Source organism: Arenibacter algicola, from assembly GCF_018860365.1.
GTDB classification, from domain to species: domain Bacteria; phylum Bacteroidota; class Bacteroidia; order Flavobacteriales; family Flavobacteriaceae; genus Arenibacter; species Arenibacter algicola_B.
Map to the genome: position 1 here is coordinate 275,795 of NZ_JAHKPO010000013.1, position 13,614 is coordinate 289,408.

The following is a 13,614-nucleotide window of genomic DNA, read 5'->3' on the forward strand; positions in this document are numbered from 1 at the left end:
CCTATTACAATGATTTTATTCTTAGTCCAACAAAAACTGTCCTGGGTGCCCCCGGGCCATAAACGTAATTACTATCCCTATTTTTACCCAGGTCGAAATCGTCCTGATAAGCGTTGGTCAAGTTTTTTACCCCACCGAAAACCTCCATTCCGGTATCCATATTGGAAAATTCAAAATTGTACCCAAGCCTGAGACTCAGTTCCGTGAAAGACGGGGACCTAGTGTATTCATCCAGAGCCTGCCCGGTTCCTTCTCCACTAAAATGGACCAGTTCCATAGGACCTGTATATACTATATTGGCGCTGGCACTCAATTTTTTGGTGGGCGTATAGGTAAAGGTAGCGTAACCGTAATTATTGGGGGTTCTTAGAAATTCCCGTTTGGTTTCCAAGCCTTTAATATTCTCCACGGCATCATCGAAGAGGCTGGATTGTAGGGTCAGGCCTGCATCGATCTGTAGCAAATAATCAAAATTAGCCCTTGTTTCCAGGGTAATGCCTTTTACGGTGGCACCGCTGCCATTTCTCTTTTCGAAACGTTCACCAAATTGGTCTTCCCCCAATGGGAAAAGATAAAAGGCATCATTTAGATGCGTATAAAATCCCTCCAAGGTGAACCCTGCAATAAAGTGTTCCCTTGCCTTGTCATAATTCACTGATGCCGTAAAACTGTTGGAGCGTTCTTCTTTTAGATTATCCGATAGGGATATGCGCGAAATGCCACCCCCGGCAAACGCAATGTGCAAATCGGTATCAAAGGCTTGAGGCGCCCTGAAACCTGTGCCCCAGCCCAGTCTTAATTGTGTCTCTTTCTTCCATTTGTACAGCAAGGAAAGCCTAGGGCTTAAAATGGCCTTGTCCAAGAGGTTGTGTTGGTCTATTCTAAATCCTGAAAGAAAATTTAAATCTGAAGTTATGTCCCAATCATTCTGTACAAAACCTCCAAGATTTCTTGTGGTCTGATCTATTTTGTAATTATAGGCTTCAATTATATCCAACACCTCGTCATATACATACTCGGAACCAAGGGTAAATACGGTCTTGCCCCCTAAAAAGGAGTTGAATCTATGATTGTACTGTGCCCCCCCTTGATGGGTGGTAACATTGGATATGCCATAGGGAGGGTCCGCATAAAACTGGCCCAATTGGGGTTCCTCGTCCGGTATGATGCCGGTATAATGATCGCGATCGGTATATTGACCCCCATAATAGAGTATCAAAGCACTTTTTTCTTCATTAAAATTAATCTGATAATCCAAACTGCCCATAAGCACGTTATGGGTCCTTTCTTCCGACTGCTGTGCCAAATGTGCGGGTTTATCCACTATCTCACCACCATATCGATATTCATTAATACTACTTATACTCGCTTCCAGTTTTTGGTTTTCTTGAGGGATATAAAAGAAATTGGTGCCAAAGGAATTGTTTTTTAGCTGTGGTAGCTCAGAAAAATTATCGCCGTTGGCATCATAGGTGTCACGGTCCCGCTTGCTGACAAAAAAGGTAGCTCCGGCATTTCTTTTGGTGTTGACTACAGTTGCATTTCCAACAAGAAGGTGGTCGTTACTGCTATTTCCCATATTTTGGTAAGTATAGGTGAGGGTATAATCGTTTTTCCTTGGAATCTTGGTCATCACGTTTACTGTCCCCCCAATGGCACTGGATCCATACAGGGCCGAGACGCCTCCTCGGACTATTTCAATGCGTTCTATCATATTGGTAGGAATTTGCTCCATGCCATATAAACCGGTAAGAGGGCTAAAAATGGGTCTCCCGTTGATAAGGATTTGGGAATAGCCTCCTTGTAGTCCGTTTATGCGCAATTGGGTGTAATTGCAGGTTTGGCAATCGGTTTCAATACGTAGGCCAGGTTGAAATCTTAGGCCTTCGGAAAGATTGGTTGCCACTACATTATCCAATGTTTTGCTATTGATCAAATTTACGATTACAGGAGAGTCCGTACGTCTTTTGTCTGTCCGGGTACCCGTTACCACTACTTGTTCCAACCCCATTACATCTTCATCCAATTGAAAATTTAGTTGCAAGGGAAGGGAGTTGTTTAGCGTAACTACTTTTTCCACGGATTTGTATCCTATGCTTTTACATACCACGGTATAGGTTCCAAAAGGGGCCTCAAGGATATACTTCCCGGCTTCATCAGTAGTGGTACCTAGCTGGGTGCCCTTAAGTTGTATTGTGGCCCAGGGCAAAACCTCCCCATCGGAAATGACCGTACCAACTAATGTTCCGGTTTGCGAATAAAGGTTTAAAAGGGGTAAAAGAAGACTTGCCAACAATATATTTTTCATCAATTTAAATTAAAATTTAGACAAATCTAAAAATTTGTTTTTATAAATAAAAATGTATTTTTGTGTAAATAAGTATTTAATGACACGTTCGGAAGAAAACTATATTAAGACTATTTTTCATTTAGGAAGAAAGGGCACCCAGGAAGTAGCCACCAATGCTATTGCTGAACTAATGGAAACCAAACCTTCTTCGGTTACGGATATGATCAAGAGACTGTCCGAAAAGGACCTGGTAAACTACAAGCGTTACCAAGGGGTTTCTTTGACTGCCTTAGGAAACAAAACGGCATTGAACATCATTAGAAAACATAGACTTTGGGAGGTATTTTTGGTGGAGAAGTTGGATTTTTCCTGGGATGAGGTGCACGAAGTGGCGGAACAGTTGGAGCATATTAAAAGTGATAAACTTATAGATAGTCTAGATCGGTTGTTGGCATATCCTAAGTTTGATCCACACGGAGATCCCATACCCGACAAGAACGGTGGATTTAAGGAAAGGGACAGGGAGTTATTGAGTGAAGTCCCCGTAAATACAGGAGGGGTATGTGTTGGCGTCAAGGATTCGTCCGCTACCTTTTTAAAATTCCTGGATAAGAACGGCATAGCTTTGGGGAACCAGATAAAGGTAATGGAGATAGAAGAGTTTGATGGTTCTTTGAATATTGAGATTGATGGCAGAAAAATGCAAATTTCACATGTCATTGCTTCTAATTTGTATATTAAAGCCAGTGATGAAATATGAAGGAGGTTATTGATTATTTTGAAGCAATTGACCCTATTTTGGCTGCTTTTTATGCCACCTTATTTACTTGGGGATTAACAGCTCTGGGAGCTGCACTGGTCTTTTTCTTTAAGACCATGAACCGTGCAGTGTTGGACGGGATGTTGGGTTTTACCGGAGGGGTTATGGTAGCCGCCAGCTTCTGGAGTCTTTTGGCACCGGGAATAGAAATGAGCCCTGGGGAGGGATTTGTAAAAGTAATTCCGGCGGCAGTTGGATTTTTATTGGGGGCATTATTTCTTTTTGGATTGGATAAGGTCTTGCCGCATTTGCATATCAACTTTAAGGAAAATGAAAAGGAGGGTATTAAAACACCATGGCATAAAACCACCTTGTTAACTTTGGCGATTACCTTGCACAATATTCCGGAGGGACTTGCCGTTGGGGTATTATTCGGGGGTGTGGCCGCAGGATTTGACGGGGCTACTATTGGCGGTGCCGTGGCTTTGGCCCTGGGGATAGGCCTCCAAAATTTCCCGGAGGGTTTTGCTGTTGCCATGCCATTGAGAAGACAGGGGCTAAGCCGAAGAAAGAGCTTTATGTTTGGTCAGGCCTCTGCTTTGGTAGAACCCATTGCCGCAGTGTTGGGGGCTTGGGCCGTTCTTACATTTCAGCCCATTTTGCCCTATGCACTTTCTTTTGCGGCCGGTGCAATGATATTTGTGGTGGTGGAAGAAGTAATTCCGGAAACGCAACAGGACAAGTATACGGACATTGCCACTATGGGTTTTATAGGAGGTTTTATAATAATGATGGCACTGGATGTTGGACTTAGTTGAAATGTTCTATTTTTTATAAATTAATCGTCTATCTTCACTAATAATATGGGAAAAACTGAAAAAAGACATTGGTTGCTCAACTTGCTTATTGTGGTCACAATAATTGTTGTGGCCCTAGCTTTTACGGCACATTACAAAAATTGGGTAAAGACAGAAAAGGAGGAGCTGGAAATATTGTCCGGAATATATTTCGTAAAAATACCATATGCCGATATGGATAGTGTTACTATGGTGGAAAAGATACCTTCTATGGAGCGCATCAATGGTTTCTCTGTTAAGGAAAGGGAAAAGGGCGTTTTTAAGGAGGATAGCCTAAGTACGAACAAAGTATATGTTTATGTAGATAAACTATCCCAACAAAAGATCAGGTTGGTCTATAAGGATTCCATGAAATTATTTTTAAACATGCCCGATAGTACCGAAACCGAGCTTATGTATCAGTTTTTGTCCAATAAAATTAATCCGCCCAAACAATAGATGTTGTATTTGGGTGTAGATTTTGCTGTAACCATGAAGAAATATAGTTGGCTATTGCTGTTTGCTTTTCCCTTTTTAGGGATGTCCCAACACAACCTTTCTGTAGAAGTACAGGGCGTGAAATCTTCTTTGGGGAATATAAATATTGCTATATATAATCGCTCCCAGGGATTTTTAAAATTCGAAGAGGTTTTTAAGGTAGACCGGATTGCAGCACAGGAGGCAACCACCAACTTCAAGATTATGGATCTTCCCAACGGGGAATACGCCGTTGCCATTTTTCATGACGAAAACGGAAACGACAAGTTGGATACAAATTGGTTGGGAATCCCCAAGGAATCCGTTGCCTTCTCCAACGCCAAGATCAAGGCATTTGGACCTCCCAGCTATAGGGAGTGTGCCTTTAATTTGAATAGGGACTTGGATTTGAAGATGCAGTTCAATTAGGAGATATAGTTTTAACCTTTGTAATAACAGTTTTATGGTACTTATAGCTCATGTAATGGGTTCCCTTTATGGTCTTTTAGCGGTGGTATTTGGTGCCTTTGGGGCGCACGCACTAAAAAAGACATTGAATGAACAACAGTTAAAAAGTTTTGAAACAGGTGTAAAGTATCAAATGTACCATGCCATTTTGTTGTTGGTTTTAGGATTTAACTTTAACCTGGAAACCGCCTTGGAACGTTATATGATTTATTGTTTTATTATTGGGATATTTCTTTTTTCCTTTAGTATTTATGGTCTTTCCATAAGTGCGGCCAAGGGGAAGAAGATCAGGATTCTGGGGCCTATTACGCCAATTGGAGGATTACTATTGGTAATGGGATGGGGCTTATTGCTCTATTCCTTTATCCAAAATTTAGTGTAGTATTCAATCAATCTCCACTTGGGCGGTAAAATCCTTAATAGCCTGGTTGGGTTCCAAAATGTTATATCCCTTCCAAAATTCTGGATCATAATTTGGCATATAGGTCGGAAGTACCGTGTTATTTTCCTTAATGGAATTGAATTCTTGTTCCGTGATATCCTCAGTATCAAAAAGGATAAGTTCGTGCTTATTTATGCCGCTGCTGGCCATATCCAATTTTAAGTGAAGTTCATTTTGTTTGTTCCTTCCTTTTACTCGCTTGTTCAGTTCAATTATCTTTAAAGGTCTTTTTATTCCCACTTTTGCGCCCAGTTCCTCTTCCAGATAGCGCAAATAATAAAATCCGTCTTCGTTTTTAGAGAAGATCATTTTGCCCCTGTCCAAATATTGATCCAAGGAAATACCTAAAAGTTTAAAGGTTCTTAATGATTTAACATTGTTGTAATCTAACCGGATAATGGCAAAATCATCGGCATTTATATATAGCCTTCCCTTGTAGTCCGCACCCCTTTTGGGCTCAAAATCCAAAATATACACCGCATCATCGCCCCAATAGGTAAAATCTATCATCTTAAAATCGTAGCGATTGTCTTTGTTGATAAAGTTGAGGTCGGAATCCTTGAGAAAGAACTGTTTTTCCATAATTTTCCCCAAACTTCCCTTTTTAAAGGAGGCAAAATTCTTCTTGCGCTCTTCTTCCTTTTTTTTCTTTTCTGCCAGTTCCTTCTTCAGGGCCTCGGCATCGGTAGAATCGGTTGCGAAGGTCATAAATTCGTCCGCGTCCACTTTAGTGCCAAATAGTCCCGATTTTATTTTGAAATAGGAATCGGGCTTAATATTTTTCTTTAGAATGTCATTGAATTTTTCCTCCAAGGAAGTCAGGTCCAATTCACTTTGCTTATCATAAAGGTCCGAAGCCTTTATTAGGGTCAGTTTTTGGTTGTCCTCTTCAAAATTGCCATAAAAGTCACCTAGGATCTCGGTGTATCGACTGGATTTTCTTGGGATGGAATTTAGTACACTGTCCAAGAATTTCTTGTTTAGGGCCTCTATAGTAGATTCCTTGAACGTATAGTTGCTTTTTGTGAGGGTTTGATGGTAGGAATCCCGGAAAAACACGCGTTTTTTAGTGAGATTGGTACTGTAATTTCTGTCGATATTGATTTTTACCTGTTCAATAAGTTCTTCCGCAGTATATTGTTTATTACTTACAATAACAGGATTTAACTCTATGGGTTTTGCACTTAAAAAAATGACACTTTCCTTGAATTCGTTCAATGGCTTGCCCAAGGCTTCATATCCCATGCATGAAATAAAAAGGGAGTCGGTTTCCTTGGTGTTTGGATCGATCTGTAAACTAAAACGGCCTTCTTCATTGGTAATCACCCCTTTTTTATTGGATAATTGTACGGTGGCGTAGGGTATAGGTTGTTGGGTTGCGGAGTCTTTTACAACAGAGGTAACAATTTGGGCCTGATTGTAGCAAAATCCAAAAACAATTAGAAAAGTAGTAATTAAGGTTCTATTTAATAGCATAGAAGAGGTCTAAGGAACACCAAATTAAGGAATTGGAATTCTGAATCCAATGGACTTGTGATTATTTTAAGACACAATTCTACTTTTTCAGCTGGTCGTAATAGGTGTTGAGGGAATTAAATGGGTTGTAATACAAGATTAATGACAACCACAATCCCCATCACCACAGGCTTTGGAGTTTCGTTTTTTTCCTGCAAACAAAGATTTTGGCAATAGGAATTTCTTAACGAGATACCCGAATGCCAAGGCAACTGTGATATAGACCAGTATGTGTTGAAGAATACTCATTTTTATTATTCGTTTTGAACGTTGAACAGATAAAAGTTTAAAGCTGCTTATTTATCTATCGGAACCAAAGTCCGTTACTTTTTTTCCTTTTTTTGATCGTCCGGATTACTTTAAAATCTGGTATGCAATCAATGCTACAATATACGCAAAAAGACTCATAAAAACCAGCTGGGCTGCAGGCCATTTCCAAGTATTTGTCTCCCTTTTTACTATGGCGAGCGTACTCATGCATTGCATGGCGAAAGCATAGAAAAGCAACAAGGATATCCCTGAGGCCAGATTAAATAAAGGTTTTTTTGTTTTGGGATCGATTTCGGCGGCCATTCTGTTCTTTATAGTATCCTCTTCATCACTGCCCACGCTATAGATGGTAGCCAAGGTACCCACAAAGACCTCTCTTGCGGCAAAGGAAGTAAGGACGGCAATACCAATTTTCCAATCATACCCTAACGGGCGCACCACAGGTTCTATGGCCTTTCCCATGTATCCCATATAGGAATTTTCCAGTTTATAACTTGCAATTTCCTGGTGGGTAGCCTTTTCTTTTAAGGCCATTTCTTTTACGCTTAGGGAGTCCATTAGTGCTGTTTGGTCCAAAGCATAGGTTTTTTTCTCAATGCTATCCTGTAAGGCTAATTTATAGGAGGCCATTGTACTTTCAATATTGGTTTTATTAAAATCCGAAAATCCTTGTTTTTCAATTTGCTCTCTTACAATTTCGTCGGCATTTTCAAAATCATTGGAAAAGCCATTGGAGCCCAAAAACCATAGAATAATGGAGATGGCCAATATAATTTTTCCCGCACCCAGTACAAAACTTTTAGTCTTTTCCCACACAGTATACACCACATTCTTCACAAGTGGTAACTTATAATTGGGCATTTCCATGACAAAAAAGGTCTTGCTCTTGATCTTCATAATCTTGTTCAAGATCATCGCCGAAAATATAGCTGCGCCAAACCCCATTAGATACAGGAGCATTAAGGTCAAGGCCTGATAACTTAGGCCCAAAAATCTTCCTTCTGGGATTACCAGGGCAATAATGATCAGATAAACCGGTAAGCGCGCAGAACAGGTAGTAAAGGGGGTAACCAAAATGGTAATAAGTCGCTCCTTCCAGTTCTCAATGGTCCTTGTGGCCATGATGGCGGGAATTGCACAAGCCGTTCCCGAAATTAAAGGCACTACGCTCTTACCGCTTAAACCAAAGGGACGCATCAATTTGTCCATTAAAAAAACAACCCGGCTCATATAGCCAGATTCCTCCAAAAGGGCAATAAAAAAGAACAAAAAGGCTATTTGGGGAATAAAAATAACGATTCCACCTATTCCAGCGAGAATTCCTTCCGCTATCAAATTAGTAAATACCCCAGGGGGTAAAGTGTCCTTGACCCATTCACTGGCAGAAGCAAAGGATTCGTCAATAAAATCCATTGGGTAACTGCTCCAATCGTATATGGCTTGGAAAATAGTCAGTAGGATGACGAAAAATATAAGATATCCGAATATTTTGTGCGTCAAGATCTTGTCCAAGGTGGCCCTGAGACCTTTGGCTGCGTTAATATCTACCTTATAGGCCTGTTTTAGGATACCGTTTATAAATTGATACCTAAGAATGGTTTCCTTTTGTTGAAGTCGTTTTAATTCGGATTTGGATTTGGTGGCAAAAGAGGCGGCAATGTTGATCGGATTCTTTTCTATGGGCATAAAATTTACATCCTGTGTAATAACCAGCCATAGTTTGTAAAGATCTTCTTTGGGGAAAGTGGCCTTTAGTTTTTCAAAATACTCGGGCGCAATTACCGTAGTGTCTACATTGGGGGTAATGGACAGATTTTTATAATCGGCGATCAATTCTTTGATTCGGTCTATACCTGTCCCTTTTCTGGTACTTACCAATGCAATTTTGGTATCCAGCTTTTCTTCCAATAGTTCAATATCCAGGGAAATACCCGTTCTGGACATACGATCGGCCATATTGATGACCAAGATCACCGGAATTTTAAGGTCCTTGATCTGTGTAAAGAGAAGAAGATTTCTTTTTAGGTTTTCAACATCGCTTATTACGACCGCAACATCCGGAAAATCCTTGTCATTTTTGTTGAGCAATAGTTCTACAACTACGCTCTCGTCCAAGGAAGTAGTATTAAGGCTATAGGTACCTGGGAGATCCAGGATATGGGCCTTTACACCCCTGGGTAATTTACAGACCCCTTCCTTTTTTTCTACGGTAATCCCTGGGTAGTTCCCTACTTTTTGTTTTAATCCGGTAAGTTGGTTAAAGACCGAAGTTTTACCAGTATTGGGATTGCCTATAAGCGCAACCTTGATCTGTTTGCTCATAGTGGGGAATCTTCAATAATTTCTAACTCTATTAAGGCGGCCATGGAACGCCTAATAGCGATATGGGTGCCGTTAACGTTAATGTATATGGGGTCTTTAAGAGGGGCTACCTGTACCAATTCTATTTCGTTGCCCGGTAGACAACCTAGTTCCAATAGCTTAATGGGAAGAATTCCATCGGCAAATTCCTTGATGATTCCCTTTTGCCCTCGCCTTAAATGTGCTACAGTTGTAGTCAATTTTTATTTAGATTGATTTTAATTAAGCACAAAAATAAAAGAAAAAGATGAAGTAAGAGGGTAAAACTATAAAAAGTTGATGCTTTAATGGTCTGTTGCTTCGGAATGATGCCAAGTAGCTATTATTTTCAAAGAAACAGAGTTGGGACTTGGAGTTTTGGATTAGGAAAGGCCATCTAATATTTTGATCTTTTCATTTTCTTGAATAACTTGAACTATCACTCTTCATAGCTTGATTTCAATATTTTCAGATCGTTCAGTAATTTCTCCATTTCTTCCGTTTTGGTACCGTCGTAGAATCCCCTTATCCTACGTTCCTTGTCTACCAGAATAAAGTTTTCGGTGTGGATCATATCGTAAGGACCAGCATCGCCATCGGTCTTAACGGCCATGTAAGATTTTCTGGCTAGTTCATAGATCTGCTTCTTGTCGCCCGTAACCAGATTCCATTTGCTATCCTTGACCCCTTTTTCCAAGGCATATTTTTTTAGTTGGGGAACGGAATCAATGTCAGGGGTAACCGAATGGGAAAGCAGTAGAATGTCATTGTCGTTCATAATTTTGTCCTGAAGTCCGGCCATATTTTTTGTCATTATAGGACAAATAGTAGGGCAGGTGGTAAAGAAAAAATCGGCAATATAAATTTTGTTCTCGTAGTCTTTTTGGGTCACCAATTTTCCGTTCTGATTGGTCAATGCAAAATCGGCAATGGTGTGGTATTTTTTTACGTGCTGCAGGGTGCTGTCCACCAATTCGAAGTTTACCATGGCTGGTTGATAGACAGGCAGAATTTCTTTAGGTTGAAGGGCATTGTAAAAGAGGGTAATGATTACAGCCGAAACTATCAGAAGTACAATGCCGAAGAATTTGAATTTGGCAAAAAACGAACGCATTTTTTTTTGGTAAAGGTAAGGTAGACGGCAATATATTTCAAGCAACTAAAGGGCGATCCCTACTAAATGTTTCTTAAAAAGACCTTTGGGGGAATAGTTTTTTTTTTAAGACCATGTAATAATGTACTTTTGTGCGTTTTTAAAGTTTAAAAAAAAATACTTAATGACGTTAGCAATACAGATTGTACAGTTTGTACTTATCATATCCATTTTGGTGATCCTTCACGAATTGGGCCATTTTCTTCCCGCAAAATATTTTAAGACGAAAGTAGAAAAGTTCTATTTATTTTTTGATGTCAAGTTTTCCCTTTTCAAGAAGAAAATTGGGGATACTGAGTACGGAATTGGTTGGTTGCCCTTGGGCGGTTATGTAAAGATAGCCGGAATGATCGATGAGAGTATGGATACCGAGCAAATGAAGCAGGAGCCGCAGCCCTGGGAATTCCGCTCCAAGCCGGCTTGGCAACGTCTTATCATAATGACAGGCGGGGTTATTGTAAACTTTTTGTTGGCTTGGGTAATATATACTACTATGTTGGCAAGTAATGGTGATACCTATATACCGTCCGATAATTTAAAATATGGAATTCTGGTGGACTCAATTGGAGAACAGTTGGGGTTGAAGACCGGAGATCAAATTTTAATGGTGGATGATAAGAAGACCAGAAAATTCAACGAGGCGGTTTTAGATATCATTCTTGGGGATGAGGTAACGGTTAAAAGGGATGGCCAGGAAATTACCGTTCCCTTGTCGGATGAAGGCAAGGAGACCGTTTTTGCTACCCAGGGTAAAAATTTCTTGGATTATAGAAAAAAAGCAATTATCGCTAAGGTGGTTCCCAATTCGGTAGCCGAAAAAGCAGGCCTATTGCCAGGAGATGAAATAATTGGGGTAAATGGGGAGTCCACGGAGTTTTGGGATGAATTGGTAACAAAAATAAAGAGCTCTGCCAATCAGGAATTAGACATTAGCGTATTAAGGAACGGTACTACCAAGCATTTGGGATTGACTGTTCCCGATGAAGCTGTAATAGGGATAGAGTTGGATATTACCGATATTAGGGTTACCGATAATTATAGTATTCTTGAGGCCATTCCTGCGGGCTATAAGCGTACCATTCAGGTGTTGACGGATCAAATAAGGCAATTTAAGGTAATCTTTAATACCAAAACAGGTGCTTACAAACAGGTTAAAGGACCAATTGGAATTGTAGAATTAATGCCTGAAACTTGGAATTGGACCTTCTTTTGGAACTTTATGGCCATGTTCTCGGTTTGGTTGGCATTTTTAAATATTCTGCCAATTCCGGCATTGGACGGGGGGCATGTAATGTTTTTATTGTATGAAATAATTTCTGGTAGAAAGCCTAGTGAAAAAGTATTGGAAACCGGCCAAATAATTGGTTTTGTTATACTTATGGGGCTTATGGCAGTGGTATTTGGGAACGATATCTGGAATATCATCAAGAAGTTTTTATAGGGGAAATAAATATTTTTAAAATTTAGGTGCAAAACAGCCATTTTTTGTTTGGCGTATTTGAAAAAACATTTATATTTGCACCCGCTTAGGCGATAAAAATACACTCCTCCTTAGCTCAGTTGGTTAGAGCATCTGACTGTTAATCAGAGGGTCCTTGGTTCGAGCCCAAGAGGGGGAGCTTTTTATAGAAATCCAATCTATTTGTTTAGGTTGGATTTTTTGTTTAAGGCATATTCTACAGCATCTAGCTGCATTATGTATAGTAACTGCACTTTCCAATAAAAAGTCAACTTGCCAAGTTATTAATGGATATTTGGTGTCCCTCTAGGTGTCCCTTTAAAATTCCTAGGTGTCCCATTTATAAATCTGAATTGTGTGCCAATTGTTTAACACTTAAATCAATTGGTCATGAATCAACAATCAATCTCAGTTTTGTTTTACTTAAATAAATCAAAGCTTAATCAAAAAGGACTATGTCCAATTAAATGTAGAATTACTTATCAGAAAAAACGCAAGGAATTTTCTACAGGTCTATTTGTTAATCCAGAATATTGGAATGCTAAAAGGCAAATAGTTCTTACTGGAGACTCTGGATGTAAAAGCAAAAATGGACAACTTTCCTTAATAGGTCAAAAGCTAAATAATGCTTTCCTCTCATTGGAACTAGCTTCCAATGATTATAGTATTAATGAAATTTTTGATAAATACGCTGGCAAAATAGTAAAGAAGGAAGATAATGTGGTCAGCTATTTTAGAAGGTTCCTAGCTAAAAAATCCCTATTAATCGATAAGGATATTAAGGTAGCTACATGGAAAAAATTTGATTATGTCTGTAATGACCTTGAGGCCTTTATATTATCAGCGCATAAAAAAAAAGACATGCCATTGAATAAACTTAATCCTCAATTTTTAGAGGATTTTGAGTATTATTTAAAGACTGTAAAGGATCAGAAACAAGTCACCCTAAACAAGGCTATACAGCGCTTCAGGAAGCCTATTAAGGTGGCTGTAGCGGAAGGATATTTGGATAAAGATCCATTTGCACAACACAAACCTGGCCGGGTCAGAAAAGAAGTAGTATTTCTTTCTACAGATGAGTTAAAGCTGCTCGAAGAGCATCAATTTACCCAACCTAGACTTGAACTGGTTAAGGATCTTTTTGTTTTTTGTTGCTATACCGGATTGGCATACCATGAAATGGCAAACCTAAAAAAAGAGCACATAGTTAAGGGCTTTGATGGCAATGAATGGATCCAAATGAAAAGGGAGAAAACAAGTAAGATGATATCTGTTCCCTTGTTACCAAAAGCCAAAACAATATTGGTTAAATATGATGAGGCTGGGGATTGTGCACTTCCAAAATTCAGTAATCAAAAGATCAACTCCTATTTAAAGGAAATAGGAGGGATTTTAGGTATCAATAAATCTATCAGTCATCATATAGCTAGAAAAACTTTTGCGTCCACTGTGCTCCTTTACAATGATGTTCCCATGGAAATAGTAAGTGAGCTTTTGGGTCATTCTAGTATGAAGATTACACAGGAGTATTATGGAAAGGTTGTTCAGAAGAGGGTTAGTGAGGAGATGGTAAGGCTGATGAAAAAATAATTAATAATAACTGG

13 protein-coding genes and 1 tRNA gene are annotated in these 13,614 nt (G+C 39.5%); 8 read left to right on the forward strand and 6 right to left on the reverse strand.

Annotation, left to right across the window (positions count from 1 at the left end):
* Positions 1 to 4 precede the first annotated feature (4 nt).
* Positions 5 to 2,308: a TonB-dependent receptor gene (locus KO529_RS09870; protein ID WP_215947729.1), complete on the reverse strand. Its 2,304-nt coding sequence runs from the start codon at positions 2,306 to 2,308 to the stop codon at positions 5 to 7.
* A 79-nt stretch (positions 2,309 to 2,387) separates the two neighbouring features.
* Here KO529_RS09870 and KO529_RS09875 point away from each other — a divergent pair, with 79 nt between their 5' ends.
* From KO529_RS09875 to KO529_RS09895, 5 genes are read left to right on the forward strand one after another with little or no spacing between them, the layout of a single operon-like run.
* The gene (locus KO529_RS09875) at positions 2,388 to 3,050 is read left to right on the forward strand and encodes a metal-dependent transcriptional regulator (protein WP_215947730.1); all 663 of its coding nucleotides are present in this window, start codon (positions 2,388 to 2,390) and stop codon (positions 3,048 to 3,050) included.
* Positions 3,047 to 3,868 carry a ZIP family metal transporter gene (locus tag KO529_RS09880; protein ID WP_142190254.1) on the forward strand — a complete coding sequence of 274 codons (822 nt, stop codon included), beginning with the start codon at positions 3,047 to 3,049 and terminating at the stop codon, positions 3,866 to 3,868. Before KO529_RS09875 ends, KO529_RS09880 begins: the two co-directional genes overlap by 4 nt.
* Before the next feature lie 45 nt (positions 3,869 to 3,913).
* Positions 3,914 to 4,345, forward strand: coding sequence for a hypothetical protein (locus KO529_RS09885; protein WP_215947731.1), 432 nt, complete (start codon positions 3,914 to 3,916; stop codon positions 4,343 to 4,345).
* Positions 4,346 to 4,378: 33 nt separating this feature from the next.
* On the forward strand, positions 4,379 to 4,792 hold the full coding sequence (locus KO529_RS09890; protein WP_215947732.1) for a DUF2141 domain-containing protein: 414 nt from the start codon (positions 4,379 to 4,381) through the stop codon (positions 4,790 to 4,792).
* A 34-nt stretch (positions 4,793 to 4,826) separates the two neighbouring features.
* Positions 4,827 to 5,213, forward strand: a complete 387-nt coding sequence (locus KO529_RS09895) for a DUF423 domain-containing protein (RefSeq protein ID WP_215947733.1) — start codon at positions 4,827 to 4,829, stop codon at positions 5,211 to 5,213.
* A 3-nt stretch (positions 5,214 to 5,216) separates the two neighbouring features.
* Here the strand turns inward: KO529_RS09895 and KO529_RS09900 are convergent, their stop codons facing one another.
* The 5 genes from KO529_RS09900 to KO529_RS09920 form a co-directional block, all read right to left on the reverse strand.
* Positions 5,217 to 6,749, reverse strand: coding sequence for a carboxypeptidase-like regulatory domain-containing protein (locus tag KO529_RS09900; RefSeq protein WP_215947734.1), 1,533 nt, complete (start codon positions 6,747 to 6,749; stop codon positions 5,217 to 5,219).
* Between the two features lie 138 nt (positions 6,750 to 6,887).
* Positions 6,888 to 7,037, reverse strand: coding sequence for a hypothetical protein (locus tag KO529_RS09905; RefSeq protein ID WP_178346947.1), 150 nt, complete (start codon positions 7,035 to 7,037; stop codon positions 6,888 to 6,890).
* 105 nt (positions 7,038 to 7,142) lie between these two features.
* Entirely contained in the window at positions 7,143 to 9,380 is a 2,238-nt protein-coding gene (feoB, locus tag KO529_RS09910; protein ID WP_215947735.1) for a ferrous iron transport protein B, read from the reverse strand.
* Positions 9,377 to 9,619: a FeoA family protein gene (locus KO529_RS09915; RefSeq protein WP_103438986.1), complete on the reverse strand. Its 243-nt coding sequence runs from the start codon at positions 9,617 to 9,619 to the stop codon at positions 9,377 to 9,379. Before KO529_RS09915 ends, feoB begins: the two co-directional genes overlap by 4 nt.
* Before the next feature lie 218 nt (positions 9,620 to 9,837).
* Positions 9,838 to 10,512: an SCO family protein gene (locus KO529_RS09920; protein ID WP_215947736.1), complete on the reverse strand. Its 675-nt coding sequence runs from the start codon at positions 10,510 to 10,512 to the stop codon at positions 9,838 to 9,840.
* A 163-nt stretch (positions 10,513 to 10,675) separates the two neighbouring features.
* On the opposite strand from KO529_RS09920, the gene rseP reads away from it, so the two are divergent.
* From rseP to KO529_RS09935, 3 genes are all read left to right on the forward strand, one after another.
* Entirely contained in the window at positions 10,676 to 11,992 is a 1,317-nt protein-coding gene (gene rseP, locus KO529_RS09925; RefSeq protein ID WP_215947737.1) for an RIP metalloprotease RseP, read from the forward strand.
* 104 nt (positions 11,993 to 12,096) lie between these two features.
* Positions 12,097 to 12,170, forward strand: a tRNA-Asn gene (locus KO529_RS09930).
* A gap of 230 nt (positions 12,171 to 12,400) precedes the next feature.
* Entirely contained in the window at positions 12,401 to 13,600 is a 1,200-nt protein-coding gene (locus tag KO529_RS09935) for a site-specific integrase (RefSeq protein WP_215947738.1), read from the forward strand.
* Positions 13,601 to 13,614: the final 14 nt, after the last annotated feature.